The 16,299-nt window shown below is 63.4% G+C and carries 11 protein-coding genes; 7 read left to right on the top strand and 4 right to left on the bottom strand.

The window, feature by feature from the left end:
- Positions 1-190: 190 nt before the first annotated feature.
- From aceE to ACNFCH_RS19145, 5 genes are all read left to right on the top strand, one after another.
- The gene (aceE, locus tag ACNFCH_RS19165) at positions 191-2,836 is read left to right on the top strand and encodes a pyruvate dehydrogenase (acetyl-transferring), homodimeric type (protein ID WP_196165337.1); all 2,646 of its coding nucleotides are present in this window, start codon (positions 191-193) and stop codon (positions 2,834-2,836) included.
- A 13-nt stretch (positions 2,837-2,849) separates the two neighbouring features.
- A complete protein-coding gene (gene aceF / locus ACNFCH_RS19160) occupies positions 2,850-4,490 on the top strand; it encodes a dihydrolipoyllysine-residue acetyltransferase (RefSeq protein WP_337159194.1) in 1,641 nt (546 codons plus the stop codon).
- A gap of 422 nt (positions 4,491-4,912) precedes the next feature.
- The gene (locus ACNFCH_RS19155) at positions 4,913-7,606 is read left to right on the top strand and encodes a putative bifunctional diguanylate cyclase/phosphodiesterase (RefSeq protein ID WP_416743307.1); all 2,694 of its coding nucleotides are present in this window, start codon (positions 4,913-4,915) and stop codon (positions 7,604-7,606) included.
- 142 nt (positions 7,607-7,748) lie between these two features.
- Complete coding sequence (msrA, locus tag ACNFCH_RS19150) at positions 7,749-8,417, top strand: peptide-methionine (S)-S-oxide reductase MsrA (protein WP_337159192.1); 669 nt, start codon at positions 7,749-7,751, stop codon at positions 8,415-8,417.
- 9 nt (positions 8,418-8,426) lie between these two features.
- Complete coding sequence (locus ACNFCH_RS19145; protein WP_196165333.1) at positions 8,427-9,050, top strand: glutathione S-transferase; 624 nt, start codon at positions 8,427-8,429, stop codon at positions 9,048-9,050.
- Positions 9,051-9,197: 147 nt separating this feature from the next.
- Here the strand turns inward: ACNFCH_RS19145 and creD are convergent, their stop codons facing one another.
- The 4 genes from creD to ACNFCH_RS19125 form a co-directional block, all read right to left on the bottom strand.
- Entirely contained in the window at positions 9,198-10,526 is a 1,329-nt protein-coding gene (creD, locus tag ACNFCH_RS19140) for a cell envelope integrity protein CreD (RefSeq protein WP_416743306.1), read from the bottom strand.
- 126 nt (positions 10,527-10,652) lie between these two features.
- Positions 10,653-12,086, bottom strand: coding sequence for a two-component system sensor histidine kinase CreC (gene creC, locus ACNFCH_RS19135; RefSeq protein ID WP_337159190.1), 1,434 nt, complete (start codon positions 12,084-12,086; stop codon positions 10,653-10,655).
- A complete protein-coding gene (gene creB / locus ACNFCH_RS19130; protein ID WP_416743305.1) occupies positions 12,086-12,766 on the bottom strand; it encodes a two-component system response regulator CreB in 681 nt (226 codons plus the stop codon). The genes creC and creB overlap by 1 nt, the downstream gene beginning before the upstream one ends.
- Before the next feature lie 203 nt (positions 12,767-12,969).
- The gene (locus ACNFCH_RS19125; protein WP_416743304.1) at positions 12,970-13,470 is read right to left on the bottom strand and encodes an ATP-dependent zinc protease; all 501 of its coding nucleotides are present in this window, start codon (positions 13,468-13,470) and stop codon (positions 12,970-12,972) included.
- Positions 13,471-13,652: 182 nt separating this feature from the next.
- Here ACNFCH_RS19125 and ACNFCH_RS19120 point away from each other — a divergent pair, with 182 nt between their 5' ends.
- Both ACNFCH_RS19120 and ACNFCH_RS19115 read left to right on the top strand, forming a co-directional pair.
- A complete protein-coding gene (locus ACNFCH_RS19120; protein WP_337159187.1) occupies positions 13,653-14,540 on the top strand; it encodes an acyltransferase in 888 nt (295 codons plus the stop codon).
- A 185-nt stretch (positions 14,541-14,725) separates the two neighbouring features.
- The gene (locus ACNFCH_RS19115; protein ID WP_337159186.1) at positions 14,726-16,087 is read left to right on the top strand and encodes an APC family permease; all 1,362 of its coding nucleotides are present in this window, start codon (positions 14,726-14,728) and stop codon (positions 16,085-16,087) included.
- Positions 16,088-16,299: the final 212 nt, after the last annotated feature.

The following is a 16,299-nucleotide window of genomic DNA, read 5'->3' as shown; positions in this document are numbered from 1 at the left end:
AATGCCGCTTTTCTGTAGTTTTACTACTACCCCGGCTGTTCAAAAGCATGAAATGCCAAACCATTTGTAGTAAAACTACACGGCGCCGGATGACTGTCCGGCTAATCCAAGAATTCACGACGTCTGCCCAAAAGGCCAGTCGCAAACTCAGGCCACCGATTCTGGTTGCCTTTCCGCCCTGGAGCAAGCCATGCAAGACCTCGATCCCGTCGAAACCCAGGAATGGCTGGATGCCTTGGAGTCGGTCCTCGACAAAGAAGGCGAAGACCGCGCTCACTACCTGATGACCCGTATGGGCGAGCTGGCCACCCGTAGTGGCTCTCAGCTGCCGTACGCAATCACCACGCCATACCGCAACACCATCCCTGTTACCCACGAAGCACGCATGCCTGGCGACCTGTTCATGGAACGCCGCATCCGCTCGATGGTACGTTGGAACGCCCTGGCCATGGTCATGCGTACCAACCTGCGGGATTCGGACCTGGGCGGCCACATCTCGAGCTTCGCCTCCAGCGCCACCCTGTACGACATCGGCTTCAACTACTTCTTCCAGGCTCCTACCGAGGAGCATGGTGGCGACCTGATCTTCTTCCAGGGCCACGCCTCCCCAGGCATCTATGCCCGCGCCTTCCTCGAAGGTCGCATCAATGAAGACCAGATGAACAACTTCCGTCAGGAAGTGGACGGCAAAGGCCTGTCCTCCTACCCGCACCCGTGGCTGATGCCTGACTTCTGGCAGTTCCCGACCGTTTCCATGGGTCTGGGTCCGATCCAGGCGATCTACCAGGCACGCTTCATGAAGTACCTGGAAGCCCGTGGTTTCATCCCGGCCGGCAAGCAGAAGGTCTGGTGCTTCATGGGCGACGGCGAGTGCGACGAGCCGGAATCCCTCGGCGCGATCGCCCTGGCTGGCCGCGAGAAGCTGGACAACCTGATCTTCGTCATCAACTGCAACCTGCAGCGCCTCGACGGCCCGGTTCGCGGCAACGGCAAGATCATCCAGGAACTCGAAGGCGTGTTCCGTGGCGGTGGCTGGAACGTCAACAAGGTCGTCTGGGGCCGCTTCTGGGATCCGCTGTTCGCCAAGGACACCAACGGTGCCCTGCAGCGCCGCATGGACGAAGTCATCGACGGCGAGTACCAGAACTACAAGGCCAAGGACGGTGCGTACGTCCGTGAGCACTTCTTCAACACCCCAGAACTCAAGGCCATGGTCGAAGACCTGTCCGACGACGAGATCTGGAAGCTCAACCGTGGCGGCCACGACCCGTACAAGGTCTACGCGGCCTACCACCAGGCGACCAACCACAAAGGTCAGCCGACCGTCATTCTGGCCAAGACCATCAAGGGTTACGGTACCGGTGCTGGCGAAGCCAAGAACACCGCGCACAACACCAAGAAGGTCGACGTCGACAGCCTGCGTCACTTCCGTGACCGCTTCGACATCCCGGTCAAGGATGCCGACCTGGAAAACCTGCCGTTCTTCCGTCCTGAAGAAGGCAGCGCCGAAGCCAAGTACCTGGCCGAGCGTCGCGCAGCCCTGGGCGGCTTCGTACCGCAGCGCCGTGCACAGAGCTTCAGCATCCCGACGCCGCCGCTGGAAACCCTGAAGGCGATCCTGGACGGTTCGGGCGACCGCGAAATCTCCACCACCATGGCCTTCGTGCGCATCCTGGCGCAACTGGTCAAGGACAAGGAAATCGGCCAGCGCATCGTTCCGATCATCCCGGACGAAGCTCGTACCTTCGGTATGGAAGGCATGTTCCGCCAGCTGGGCATCTACTCGTCCGTAGGTCAGCTCTACGAGCCGGTCGACAAGGACCAGGTGATGTTCTACCGCGAGGACAAGAAGGGCCAGATCCTCGAGGAAGGCATCAACGAAGCCGGCGCCATGTCGTCGTTCATCGCCGCCGGTACCTCGTACAGCAACCACAACCAGCCGATGCTGCCGTTCTACATCTTCTACTCGATGTTCGGCTTCCAGCGTATCGGTGACCTGGCATGGGCCGCTGGCGACAGCCGCACCCGTGGCTTCCTGATCGGCGGCACTGCCGGCCGTACCACCCTCAACGGTGAAGGCCTGCAGCACGAAGACGGTCACAGCCACCTGATGGCTGCCACCATCCCGAACTGCCGCACCTATGATCCGACCTACGGCTACGAGCTGGCGGTGATCATCCAGGACGGCATGAAGAAGATGACCGAAGAGCAACAGGACGTCTTCTACTACATCACCGTGATGAACGAAGCCTACACCCAGCCAGCCATCCCGGCCGGCGCCGAGGAAGGCATCATCAAGGGCATGTACCTGCTCGAGGAAGACACCCGCGAAGCCGCGCACCACGTGCAACTGCTGGGTTCGGGCACCATCCTGCGCGAAGTCCGCGAAGCGGCCAAGATCCTGCGCGAGGAATACAACGTCGGTGCCGACGTCTGGAGCGTCACCAGCTTCAACGAACTGCGCCGTGACGGCCTGGCCGTGGAACGCGCCAACCGCCTCAAGCCTGGCCAGAAGCCACAGCAGACCTACGTCGAGCAGTGCCTGGCCGGTCGCAAGGGCCCGGTTGTAGCCTCCACCGACTACATGAAGCTCTTCGCCGAACAGATCCGTCAGTGGGTCCCGAGCAAAGAGTACAAGGTCCTGGGTACCGATGGCTTCGGTCGCAGCGACAGCCGCAAGAAGCTGCGTCACTTCTTCGAAGTCGACCGCCACTTCGTCGTGCTGGCTGCCCTGGAAGCCCTGGCTGACCGTGGCGAGATCGAACCGAAGGTGGTGGCCGATGCCATCGTCAAGTTCGGCATCGATCCGGACAAGCGCAACCCACTGGACTGCTGAGGAGTATTTTTAAGTGAGCGAACTCATTCGCGTACCTGACATCGGCAGCGGTGAAGGTGAAATCATCGAGCTGTTCGTCAAGGTCGGTGACCGTATCGAGGCAGACCAGAGCCTGTTGACCCTGGAGTCCGACAAAGCCTCCATGGAGATCCCCGCGCCCAAGGCCGGCGTGATCAAGGAACTGAAGGTCAAGCTGGGCGATCGCCTGAAAGAAGGCGACGAGCTGATGGTCCTGGAAGTCGAGGGCGCCGCCGCGGCGTCCGAGGCTCCGGCCGCTGCCGCCCCGGCCGCCGCAGAGCAACCGGCTGCCGCACCTGCGCCAGCCGCAGCACCTGCCCCGGCCGCAGCACCTGCCGCCGCCAGCGTGCAGGACATCCACGTGCCGGACATCGGCTCGTCGGGCAAGGCCAAGATCATCGAAGTACTGGTCAAGGCCGGCGACACCGTCGAAGCCGACCAGTCGCTGATCACCCTGGAGTCCGACAAGGCTTCCATGGAGATCCCATCCCCCGCCGCTGGCGTGGTGAAGGAAGTGATCGCCAAGCTGGACGACGAAGTCGGCACCGGTGACCTGATCCTGAAGCTGGAAGTCGCGGGCGCAGCCCCGGCTGCCGCTCCAGCCGCTGCCGCACCGGCACCTGCCAAGGCCGAGGCGGCTCCAGCCGCCGCGCCTGCCGCAGCGCCGGCTCCGGCTGCTGCACCGGCTCCAGTTGCCACCGCGCCGGCTGCCGGCAGCAACGCCAAGGTCCACGCCGGTCCTGCCGTGCGCCTGCTGGCTCGTGAATTCGGTGTCGACCTGGGCGCGGTCGCCGCGACCGGTCCGCACGGCCGCATCCTGAAGGAAGACGTGCAGGTCTACGTCAAGGCCATGATGCAGAAGGCATCGGCAGCTCCTGCCGCCGGCGCGACCGGTGGTGCAGGCATCCCGCCGATCCCGGCCGTGGACTTCAGCAAGTTCGGTGAAGTGGAAGAAGTCGCCCTGACCCGCCTGATGCAGGTCGGTGCCGCCAACCTGCACCGCAGCTGGCTGAACGTGCCGCACGTCACCCAGTTCGACTCCGCCGACATCACCGAGCTGGAAGCCTTCCGCGTTGCGCAGAAGGCCGTGGCCGAGAAGGCTGGCGTCAAGCTGACCGTGCTGCCACTGCTGCTCAAGGCCTGCGCCTTCCTGCTCAAGGAACTGCCGGACTTCAACAGCTCGCTGGCGCCAAGCGGCAAGGCGATCATCCGCAAGAAGTACGTGCACATCGGCTTTGCCGTGGACACTCCGGACGGCCTGCTGGTCCCTGTGATCAAGAACGTCGACCAGAAGAGCTTGCTGCAACTGGCTGCCGAAGCCGCTGCGCTGGCCGAGAAGGCCCGCACCAAGAAGCTGTCGTCCGACGAGATGCAGGGCGCCTGCTTCACCATCTCCAGCCTCGGCCACATTGGCGGCACCGGCTTCACGCCGATCGTCAACGCGCCTGAGGTGGCGATCCTGGGTGTCTCCAAGGCCACCATGCAGCCGGTCTGGGATGGCAAGGCCTTCCAGCCCAAGCTCATGCTGCCGCTGTCGCTGTCCTACGATCACCGCGTGATCAACGGCGCCGCCGCCGCGCGCTTCACCAAGCGCCTGGGCGACGTGCTGGCGGATATCCGCACCATGCTGCTGTAATGCAGCCCCTTGCCTCACCCTTCGCGGGGTGAGGCAAGCCTGTTTCGAGCTGCCACGCTCGTACCTCAACCCCGCCCTCTGGCGGGGCTTTTTTTGCCCCCGACAAACGACACGCAGGCTGTGGAAGGCCCAGCGATGCCTTGCCGATCGACACAGCCGTTGGGGGAGCGGGTTCACCCGCGAATACTGGCAAAGCCGGCACCATCCCGCGCGGAGTCTGCATCGTGGCTGTTCGACGCCTCAATAAACCCGCTCCCAAAGGCGCCCTCGGCCTTCAGATTTCCGTACAACCGCCGACAAGCTGCTTACAGCTCCCCGCATGGCCGCTTGCCAGTGCCGGGGACATGATGCAACCTTGCCTTAGGCGCCGCCGCATAGCCCGCGACCCGCCGCGCCAACCGCCCTCTTCAAGCGAGTCTTCGATGAAAAGCCAACCCGATGCCGCCAGCCGAGTGGCGGCCGAGGTCGTCACGCAGCTCCCCGTGCCTTCACGGCTCGGCATGCTGCGTTTCGAACGGCTCAACGAAGCCAGCTGGGCGATGCTCTATCTCGATCCTGCCTGCGAGCGCCAGTTCGGCCTGCCTGCCGCCGACCTCTGCGCCCTGATCGGCTCACCCTACGCCAGCCTCATGGAACCAGAGGCGCGCTACAGGCTGCATGACGAGATCCAACTGCAACTGGCCCGGCGCAACCACTACCGGATCCGCTACACCCTGCACACCAACGGCCTGGCCCTGCGCCTGCTGGAGATCGGCGAAGCCTACCGCCAGCACAACCGCCAACTGCTGCGCGGCTATCTCACGGTGCTCGATGATCAGCAGGAGGACGAGCCAGGCCTCGGCGATGACGATCTGGAGTCTCGCAACAGCCGTCTGCAACTGGCCTTGCAGCTCAACCAGCGCGCCCAGCAGGAGCAACTGCAGCACCTCGAGCGTGTGCGCGCCCAGCAAGACCTCATCCTGCGCCTGGCCCGCCAGCGCTACAGCGCCGATAACTCGTTGCAGGAAGCGGCCGAACTGATCACCCGCAGTGCCTGTGAAATCTACAAGGTCGATTGCGCCAGCCTCTGGCACTTGCAGGACCAGCACCTGGAGCCGATCAGTGCCTGGCACAACCTGGATCAGCGTCACTACCTGCCCCAGCCCATCGACGCCAGCTGTTTCCCGGACTACCTCGACGCCCTGCACGCCAGCCGCGCCATCGATGCCCACAACGCCGGCCAAGACCCACGCACACGCGACATGGCCGAGAGCCTTTACGCGGCGACCAACAACGCCATGCTCGACGCCAGCATTCGCGTCGATGGCCAGGTCGTCGGCGTGTTGTGCCTGGAGCAGATCGGCAAGGCCCGTGCCTGGCAAGCCGACGAAATCGCCTTTGCCGGCGAGCTGGCCGACCAGGTCGCCCAGGTCATTACCAATCACAACCGACGCACGGCAGCCAGTGCCTTGCACCTGTTCCAGCGGGCCGTGGAGCAGAGCGCCAGCGCCTTTTTGCTGGTCAACCGTGACGGCGTGGTGGAGTACGTCAACCCAAGCTTCACCGCCATCACCCAATACAGCACCGATGAAGTGCAAGGCCGCCGCCTGGCAGAACTGCCCGCCCTGGAAAACCTCAGCGAACTGCTGTTCGACTCGCCCTCGAGCCTGGCCATGGGCAACAGCTGGCAAGGCGAATTCAAGAGCCGGCGCAAGAGCCTGGAGCCCTACTGGGGCCAGTTGTCGATCTCAAAGGTCTTCGGCGACAACCGCGAACTGACCCACTACATCGGCATCTACGAAGACATCACCCAGAGCAAGCTGGCCCAGCAGCGCATCGAACGCCTGGCCTACACGGACAACCTGACCAACCTGGGCAACCGCCCTTCGTTCATCCGTAACCTCGACGAGCGCTTCGTGCGCATCGGCGACAATCCCCTGTGCCTGCTGCTGGTGGATATCGACAACTTCAAACGGATCAACGACAGCCTCGGCCATCAGACCGGCGACAAGCTCCTGGTCAGCCTGGCCCGGCGCCTGCGCAACAGCCTGGGCAGCAGCGATATCCTGGCGCGCTTTGCCAGCAATGAATTCGCCGTGTTGCTCGACGATGCGAGCCTGGAGACCGGCCAGCAGGTGGCCCAGCAGCTGCTGCACACCCTCGACAAACCGATGTTCGTCGACAACCAGCTGATCAACGTCACCGCCTCGGTGGGTCTGGCCTGTGCGCCACTGCACGGCAGCGACCCACAGAGCCTGATGAAGAACGCAGGCCTGGCGCTGCACAAGGCCAAGGCCAACGGCAAGCATCAGGTCCAGGTCTTCACCGAAGTGCTCAATGCCGAGGCCAGTTACAAGCTGTTCGTGGAGAACAACCTGCGCCGCGCTCTGACCCAGAACGAGCTGGAGGTGTTCTACCAGCCCAAACTGTGCCTGCGCAGTGGGCGCCTGCTCGGCCTGGAAGCGCTGCTGCGCTGGAACCACCCTGAAAAAGGCATGATCCGCCCCGACCAGTTCATCAGCGTGGCCGAGGAAACCGGCCTGATCATCCCCATCGGCAAATGGGTGGTGCGCCAGGCCTGTCGCATGAGCCAGCACCTGCGCAAGGTCGGCGTCGGCAACCTGCACGTGGCCATCAACCTTTCGCCCAAGCAGTTCTCCGACCCGGAGCTGGTCGCCTCGATCGGCACCATTCTCAAGGAAGAAGCCCTGCCCCCTCACCTGCTGGAGCTGGAGCTGACCGAGGGCCTGCTGCTGGAAGCGACCGTCGACACCCATCGCCAGCTCGACGAGCTCAAGGCCCTGGGCTTGATCCTGGCCATGGACGACTTCGGCACGGGCTATTCGTCGCTGAGTTACCTGAAGAAGTTTCCGATCGACATCATCAAGATCGACCGCAGCTTCATCAACGAGATCCCCGACAATCAAGACGACATGGAGATCACCTCGGCGGTGGTTGCCATGGCCCACAACCTCAAGCTCAAGGTGGTTGCCGAAGGCATCGAAACCGCCGAACAGCTGGCCTTCCTGCGCCGGCATCGCTGCGACGTCGGCCAGGGCTACCTGTTCGACAAGCCTATCCCGGGGCGCGAACTGGCCGAGCGACTCAAGCGATATCCACGCGGCCCGGTGGCCTGACAGCGGCGCAAAGCTCGGGCACTATAAGCCCCATTCGAGCCATTTCGCGGGTGCGCCCACTCCCACAGGCACGACGCTGCTGATGTGGGGTTTACCCGCGAAGCGGCCAACACTCATCTACCTGACATACAGAGGAACGGCCATGGTCCTGCGTTCGGAAATCCTGGTGAACAAAAACGTCATGCCTACCGCGGAGCAAGCTCTGCCTGGCCGCGAAACCCCGATGGCCCTGCCCGAGTTCCACTACGTGTTCAAGGAGACGCCGCTGCTGGGCCCCTTCTTCGAAGGCAGCATCGATTTCGCCATCTTCGGCCTGGGCTGCTTCTGGGGCGCCGAACGTCGTTTCTGGCAGCGCGAGGGCGTGGTCAGCACCGTGGTCGGCTATGCCGGCGGCTTCACCCCCAACCCGACCTATGAAGAAGTCTGCTCGGGCCTGACCGGCCACACTGAAGTGGTACTGGTGGTGTTCGACAAGGACAAAGTGAGCTATCGCGAGCTGTTGGCGATGTTCTGGGAACTGCACAACCCGACCCAAGGCATGCGCCAGGGCAACGACGTCGGCACCCAATACCGCTCGGCGATCTATTGCACCAGCCCCGAGCAACTGGAACAGGCCAAGGCCAGCCGTGACGCCTTCCAGGCCGAGCTGAGCAAGGCCGGTTTCGGCGAGATCACCACCGAGATCGACCAGGCGCCGACCGTGTACTTCGCCGAGGCGTACCACCAGCAGTACCTGGCCAAGAACCCCGACGGCTACTGCGGCATCGCCGGTACCGGCGTCTGCCTGCCTCCAAGCCTGCAAGGCAACTGAGGCCAGGCCATGACGACCATGACCCTGTTCCATTCGCCGCTCTCGCCGTTCGTTCGCAAGGTGATGGTCGTGCTGCACGAGACCGGTCAGCTCGACCGTGTGACCTTGCAAGCCGTCAACGTCAGCCCTGTGAATGGTGACCAGCAGCTCAACCAAGGCAATCCGATCGGCAAGATCCCGGCGCTGCGCCTGGAAGACGGCACGGTATTGCACGACAGCCGGGTGATCTGCGAGTACCTCGACCTGCAGCACGTCGGCAACCCGCTGATCCCCCGCGAAGGCTCTGCCCGCTGGCGGCGCCTGACCCTGGCCTCCCAGGCCGACGCGATCATGGATGCGGCCGTCTCGACCCGCTACGAGACCTTCCTGCGTCCGGAAGACAAACGCTGGGACGGCTGGGTCCAGGCCCAAGGCGAAAAGATCCGCCGTAGCCTGGCCGACCTGGAACAGGCACACCTGGCGGAGCTTGCCTCGACGTTCGACATCGCCGCCATCGGCGTGGCCTGTGCACTGGGCTACCTGGACCTGCGCCAGCCGCAGTTCGGCTGGCGTGAGCAACAGCCGGGGCTTGCGGCCTGGTATGCCGAGGTGCTCAAGCGGCCGTCGATGGCCGCGACGGCTCCGGTGATCTGACGGGCCTGTCTGCGGATAAACCCACTCCCACACGGATTGCCGCCAGCCCTGTGGGAGCGGGTTCACCCGCGAAAACCTCACCCCGATGCCACAGAACAAGCATCCCGATTCGATAGGCCAACCAGCGCCCCACTTCCCGATCCTCCCTCATGCCGTCCTCCCCACCCGCGCCCAGTCCAGGCGACGGGTCAGCACCATGAACACGCCGAGCAGGCCAAAGCACAGCAGCGAGCCCATCAGCAGCGCATAGTCCTCGGCGCTGAGCAGGCCAAAGAGCATCCCATACAACACCGCCAGCCCCACCGCAAAGCCGGCGCCCCGCGCCAGGCTGCACAGCACATGGCTCAGGTAGAAGCCGATCAGCAGCACGCATGCCGAGGCCGACAACCCATAGGCCAGGCCAAAGCCCACGTGTTCGGACAACGACAGCAGCAACAGGTAGAAGAAGGCCAGCGCCACACCCACCAACGCGTATTGCACCGGATGCACGCTGAGGTTCTTCAGCACTTCGAACAGGAAGAAACCCGCGAAGGTCAAGGCGATGAACAACAGCGCGTACTTGATCGCCCGTTCACTCTTGAGGTACTGGTCCACCGGGTCGATGAAACTGACGCCAAAGGCACGCTCATTGAAACCAGCGCATTGCCCCTGGCCGGCACACTGGCGCAGCGCATCCTCGAGGTTGGTGGCGAAGAACGAAGTCTGCCAGTGAGCCTTGAAGCCCTGGTCGTCCACTTCCCGGCGGCTGGGCAGGTAATTGCCGACAAAGCTTGGGTGAGGCCAGTTGGCGCGCATGTCCACAGTACTGCTGCGCCCCACCGGCACGACATGCAATTGGCCAGTCCCCTGCAGGGCCAGGTCGAAGCCATAGGTGAACTCACGGGCCTGGCCACCTTCGAGCATCGGCAACGTGACATGCACGCCACCGCCCAGCCAATCCAGGCCCGGGCCGGGCTCGAACGGCAGGCGCTGGTCGTCCAGGGTCAGTTCCAGGGCGTTCTCGATGCCGCGGATATCGCTGATACCCACCACCAGATAGGGCTTGTCGAAGCGGTAGTCCTCCCACTCCTTGTCGATCCCCCAACGCGCCGGGATCTTGAAGCGGCCGCTCATCCTGCTCTTGGCGTGAAACAGCCGGGCTTGGTAGATACCTCGGGCGCGTAGCTCGGTGTCGATATCGCTATCGAGGTCGAAGGTTTCGGGCAAGAAGTACAGCTGGCCAGTGAGTGTGCTGGTTTCCTGCACGCTCTGGCCGTTCCTCTCGATCCAGCGCCGCTCGTACTTGCGGTAGGGCACCACCAGCAGCGGGCCGCTGATCTGCTGGGCGAAGCTCGAGCTTTCGGCGATATCCTGCAGCACGCTGTCGCGCAGGGCCTGCCGTTCGCCGATCAGGCCTCCGATCATCAGCAGCGGGATCAACAACAGCAACATCAGCAGGGCAATCATGCCGAGCTTGAAACTCAAGGTTTTGGTCATGGGCAAGGGCTCCGTTTGCGATGGGCGCAGTGTGGCGCCGCTGCGTGGAGCCTTTATGGAGCGCGTGTGGAGATTGGGTGGAATCAGGACCATCCTTTTGAAGGACTGCGCAAAAGGCTGCCGGGATCAACTCACACGCTGCGCCGGCAACCACAACCGCACGCGTACCCCGCCCTCGACGTTCTCCACGGCCAACGACCCACCATGCAATTGCATCACCTCCGCCACGAAGTTCAGCCCCAACCCCGTACTCTTGCGCCCGCTGCCTGGCCGCGGCAGTGAATAGAAGCGTTCGCTGACGCGCCCGATGGCGTATTCGGGAATCGCCTCGCCCTGGTTGAACACACTCAGCGCCACCCGTTCGCCTTCATGCTCCAACTCGAACAGCAACGCGCCACCTGCCGGCGAGAAATCCAGCGCGTTGTCCAGCAAGTTGGCCAGTGCCTGGCGCATCAGGAAAGGATCGCACAGCAACCTCAGCTCCGCCGGCACCCGCTGGCGCACCTGCAGGCTTGCACCCTCGATGCGCGCCGCATGGGTCAGCAGCAGTTCATCCACCAGCGCTGCCAAGGCAATCTGCTGTTCGTCTTCCAACGTCTGCATCTGCTCAACCCGGGCCAGGTTGAGCAAGCGCTCGATCATCTGCTGCAAACGCCCACTCTCGCGTTCGATGTTGCCGGCGAAACGCACCCGCTGTTCTTGGGGCATGTCCCCCTGAAGCAGCTCGGATGCTCCACGGATCGCGGCCAGCGGGCTCTTTAGCTCATGGGTCAGGGTGTGCACGTAGCGCTCGACATAGGCCTTGCCTTCAAGCTGGGTGCGCATACGCTCCACGGCCGTGGCCAACTGCCCCAACTCGCCCCCCTTGTAATGGGGCAAGGCCGCGCGCTGGCCTTCGCTGACGGCCTGGGCATAGCGGGTCAGCCGCCGCAGCGAGCGCGCCAGCCACCACGACAGCGCCGCCCCCACCAACAGACCCAGGCCGATCAAACCCAGGCCCAGGTTCATCAGCCGCTGTTCGGCGCGATCGACATAGGGTTGCAGCGAACTGTTGGGCTTGGCCACCGTCACCACACCGATGATGCGACCCTGCTCGAGGATCGGCGCGGCCACGTGCATCACCGACGTGGTTTCATCGGCCGGGTCGCTGCGCGTGGAACGTGCGCCGTATTGGCCACGCAGGGTGAGGTAGACATCGTTCCAACGGGAATAGTCCTTGCCCACGTCCTGGCCGCTGGAGTCGAGCAGCACGGTCCCCTTGGCATCGGTGACGTAGATGCGGTGGCTGACCTGATTCTTCGCCAGCCCCCAGATCCGCGCGTCGGGGCGACGCTCGCCGTAAGACGCCAACACCTGAGGCAGCCGCCCTTGGTTCAGGGTGCCTGCCTTGACGTCGTCATGGAGGATCTCCGCCAGCAGGTTCGCGGTGTCCACAAGGGTTTCCTCGGACGACTGACGCACCACAGGGCGGATCTGTTCACGCACGGTACTGAGCAAAAAGTAACCGGACAACCCGACGAACAGGAAATACACCAGGAAGATGCGAATACCCAGGCGCATCAGGCATGGTCCGGGCTGTAGCTGTAACCCAGACCGCGATGGGTCTGGATGGGCTCAGCGTCAGTCGCGACCTGGCGCAGCTTGGCACGCAGGCTCTTGATATGGCTGTCGATGGTGCGCTCGTAACCAACATCGGAGGCGACACCCACCGCATCGAGCAACTGCTCGCGGCTGAACACCCGCCGCGGTTGTTCCAGCAGGCATTGCAACAGACGAAATTCATGGCGGGTCAGGGCCAGCGGCTGAGTGCGGTAGCTGATCTGCATGCTCACGGTATCGAGCTGGAACACCGAGGTCTGGGCCGACGTTTGGGCCAGGGGCCCCATGCGCTTGAGGATCGCCCTCACGCGCGCGGCCACTTCCCGCGGGCTGAACGGCTTGACCACGTAATCGTCGGCGCCGATCTCCAGCCCCACCACCCGGTCGATTTCAGCATCGCGGGCGCTGAGGAACATCACCGGGACATCGCTGAAACGGCGCAACTGCCGACAGGTTTCGAAGCCGCTGATGTCCGGTAGGCCGATGTCGAGAATCACCAGATCCGCCGGGCGCAGACGCTGCTGTTCGAGGGCTGCGCCGCCGAGGGTCACCCACTCGGTGCTATGGCCATCAGCCTGCAGGGCATAGACCAGGGTATCAGCAATGGCGGATTCGTCTTCGACGATGAGGATATGGGGCATGGCGTCCGGCCTTGCAGGTGGCGAAGCTGGACATATAGGCAAGTTTCACAGACGACGCAATCCCTTGTAGGAGCGGCCTTGTGCCGCGAAAGGGCTACAAGCAGCCCCCGGGGATCGGTGATGCCCAAAAAATAGCCGGGGGCCGCTTAGCGGCCCTTTCGCGGCTCAAGGCCGCTCCTACAGGAGGCGGGGCCCGCTTTGGATCAGCAGTCCGGCTTGCCGGCAGTGAACTTCTTCGCCGGGTTCACCGCCGCCTTGAACGCCTTCAGAGCCTTGGAGCCGATGAGCAGTGGATAGTTGAAGTGGCTGCGGTCGACCAGGTTGACCTCCACCGTGCGCTTGACATCACCCAGGCACAGCTCCAGGTCGATCACCGGGCGCTTGGAGACTTCCGGGACGTCACCTTCTTCGTCCTCGTCCACTCGGTTCTTGATCTTGCTGATGCGCGACAGCTCATGCTCGTAGACCTTGCCGTCGGCGTCCTTGGTCGCCAGACGGAAGCGCACCCACTCGTCGCCATCGCGGGTGAACAGTTCGATGTCCTTGGCCGACAGCGAGGCGGTGTAGGCGCCGGTGTCCATCTTGGCCTTGAGGGTTTCGCCAAGCTCCGGCAACGCAATGTTCTCGTAGCGGCCATACAGCGTGGGCTCGGCGGCCATGACCGGCAGGGCAAGGACCGACAGCAGGGCAAGCAGTGATTTCACGGGTTACGCTTCCTTGAGGTGGGACAGCACTTAGACTGCCTGGGCACGATAGGTTCGTTGTCACAGCTTATCCCACACAATGTGAAACATTTGTCCCAGTATTTGGCCAATGCGCATTTGGCGTAGACCAATGCCCCACTTATCATTGCCAACCATTTTTATTCCACAACAAGAGTTTCTTTATGCGTCGCCTGCTCACCGGCATCCTCACCACCGTCCTGCTGTTGCTCAACACCCTGGTGCTGATCTGCCCGCTGATGGTGTTCGCCCTGCTCAAACTGGTGCTGCCAGGGCGTGGCCGCGACTATGCCTCCTGGGCGGTGATGTGGATCGCCGAAACCTGGTCGGAAATCGACAAGGCGATCTTCGCCCTGTGCATCCCGACCCAATGGGACATCCGCGGCATCGAGAAGCTGCGCCAGGACACCTCCTACCTGTGCGTGAGCAACCACCAGAGCTGGGTGGACATCCCGGCCCTGATCGAGAGCCTCAACCGCCGGGTGCCGTTCTTCAAGTTCTTCCTCAAGAAGGAACTGATCTGGGTACCGCTGCTGGGCCTGGCGTGGTGGGCGCTGGACTACCCGTTCATGAAGCGCTACAGCAAGGCCTTCCTGGACAAGCACCCTGAGCTCAAGGGCAAGGACCTGGAAATCACCAAGGCGGCCTGCGAGCTGTTCAAGCGCCAGCCGGTGACCGTGGTCAACTACCTCGAAGGCACGCGCTTCAGCGAAGCCAAGCGCCAGGCCCAGCAATCGCCCTACCAGCACCTGCTCAAGCCCAAGGCGGGCGGCGTGGCATTCGTGCTGGCGGCACTGGGCGAACAGCTCGACGCCCTGCTCGACGTCACCATCGTCTACCCCGGCAACAAGGCGCCGGGGTTCTGGGACCTGCTCAGCGGCAATATCAGCCGGGTGATCATCGACATCCGCGTGCGTGAACTGGACCCGGCGCTGTGCGCTGGCGACTACGAGAACGATCCGACATTCCGACAGACAGTGCAGGCCTGGGTGAACCAACTGTGGCTCGAAAAGGACCAGCGCATCGAGCAGTTGCGCGCCGAGATGCGATAGAAGGCGCGTCATCTGGGCGCGTCCTACTGCGGGGCAAAGCCCACTCCCACTGGGGGCTGCGCACCACGGGATGCCGATTAAAATCCAGATTTATAATCGACATAAGCAACTCTTTGTTTGTCATCACCTAGTCAGGTGGATAAAAATCGATCAACGCACAACTACAAAAATGCTTGGATCGATCGATGGCCAAACAACCTCGCACCGCTGCCGAGGCAGCTCCCACCCAACTTCGCCGTGTCCTCGGGCTGCCCGCCCTGGTGTTCTTCGGCTTGGTGTACATGGTCCCGCTGACCATTTTCACCACCTACGGAATCGTCACCGAGATCACCGGAGGTCGCACCGCAGGTGCCTATCTGGTGACCCTGCTGGCGATGCTGTTCACCGCCACGTCCTATAGCTTCATGGTCAAGCGCTTTCCGGTCGCAGGCTCGGCGTACTCCTACACCAACCTGGCCTTCGGCCCCAACGTGGGCTTCCTGGCCGGCTGGTCGCTGCTGCTCGATTACCTGTTCATCCCGATGATCAATTACCTGCTCATCGGCCTGTTCCTGAACATCGCCTTTCCGGCCATCCCAGCCTGGACCATCATCCTGGCCTCGATCGCCCTGGTGACCGTGCTCAACGTGGTCGGCATCCATTCGGTGGCCAAGGCCAGCAACCTGATCGTCGGCGCGCAGATCGTCTTCATCGGGGTGTTCGTGGCCTTGTCCTACCAGTCGCTGGCAGGCCAGCCGGTGGACCTGCTCTCGCCGCTGATCGGCGATGGCAGCCAGCCGGGCTTCGGTCATCTGATGGCGGGCGCGGCGGTGCTGTGCTTGTCGTTCCTGGGCTTTGACGCGGTCTCGACGCTGGCCGAGGAAACCCGTGACGCCCGCCGCGACGTACCGCGCGCGATCATCCTCACCACCCTCGGCGCAGGCCTGCTGTTCACCCTGCTGGCCTACATCAGCCAATTGGTACTGCCTGGCAGCACCTTCGCCAATGCCGATGCCGCAGCCAACGAAGTGATGTTCAAGGCCGGCGGCCAGTTCCTGGCCAACTTCTTCACCGCCGCCTTCGTCGCCGGCAGCCTGGGCTCGGCCCTGGCGTCCCAGGCTGCGGTGTCGCGCATCCTCTACACCATGGGCCGCGACAAAGTGCTGCCGCAGCGCACCTTCGGCCAGTTGTCGCCGCGCTTCGGCACCCCGGTGTTCGCCATCGTGCTGGTGTCGGCGTTCTCGCTGCTGGCGCTGGTGATCGATCTCGCGACCCTGGCCTCGCTGATCAGCTTCGGCGCCCTGGTGGCCTTCTCGGCGGTCAACCTGGCGGTAGTGCGCACTCACCTGATCAACGAGCGCACCCACCGCAACTTCAAGGGCCTGCTGTGCTACGGCGTGGTGCCGCTGGTCGGCCTGGGCCTGACCCTGTGGCTGTGGACCAGTCTGTCGGCGCTGACCCTGGTGATCGGCCTGTGCTGGTTCGCCTTGGGCCTGGCCTACCTGGCGGTGCTCACCTCGGGCTTCCGCCGCCCGATGCGCCTGGTGGACTTCTCCGAAGCGGCCTAACGCGCCACGGCCTTTTGAGGGCGCGGAGTTTACCGGGAAAAAGGTGGTGAATCGGCCATCGCATTCGCGGGTAAACCCGCTCCCACAGGGCCGGCGGTGTTCCAGCCAGGTGAGGCTGACCGCACATCCATAAGCCTGGCGGTGATTCTTGTGGGAGCGGGTTTACCCGCGAAGGGAACGCCTCGGTAGCGGGCACGGGCCAAGCCCGTGCG

This window comes from Pseudomonas sp. NY15354, from assembly GCF_048068075.1.
Taxonomy (GTDB): Bacteria; Pseudomonadota; Gammaproteobacteria; order Pseudomonadales; family Pseudomonadaceae; genus Aquipseudomonas; species Aquipseudomonas guariconensis_C.
This window is presented reverse-complemented; position numbering and strand designations above follow the sequence as displayed.

Bases quoted from the DNA above. Each gene is read 5' to 3' on its own strand.
- ACNFCH_RS19115 (WP_337159186.1), top strand. From the start codon at position 14,726: ATGGCCAAACAACCTCGCACCGCTGCCGAGGCAGCTCCCACCCAACTT.
- ACNFCH_RS19155 (WP_416743307.1), top strand. From the start codon at position 4,913: ATGAAAAGCCAACCCGATGCCGCCAGCCGAGTGGCGGCCGAGGTCGTC.
- creD (WP_416743306.1), bottom strand. From the start codon at position 10,526: ATGACCAAAACCTTGAGTTTCAAGCTCGGCATGATTGCCCTGCTGATG.
- creB (WP_416743305.1), bottom strand. From the start codon at position 12,766: ATGCCCCATATCCTCATCGTCGAAGACGAATCCGCCATTGCTGATACC.
- msrA (WP_337159192.1), top strand. From the start codon at position 7,749: ATGGTCCTGCGTTCGGAAATCCTGGTGAACAAAAACGTCATGCCTACC.
- creC (WP_337159190.1), bottom strand. From the start codon at position 12,086: ATGCGCCTGGGTATTCGCATCTTCCTGGTGTATTTCCTGTTCGTCGGG.
- aceE (WP_196165337.1), top strand. From the start codon at position 191: ATGCAAGACCTCGATCCCGTCGAAACCCAGGAATGGCTGGATGCCTTG.
- ACNFCH_RS19120 (WP_337159187.1), top strand. From the start codon at position 13,653: ATGCGTCGCCTGCTCACCGGCATCCTCACCACCGTCCTGCTGTTGCTC.
- ACNFCH_RS19145 (WP_196165333.1), top strand. From the start codon at position 8,427: ATGACGACCATGACCCTGTTCCATTCGCCGCTCTCGCCGTTCGTTCGC.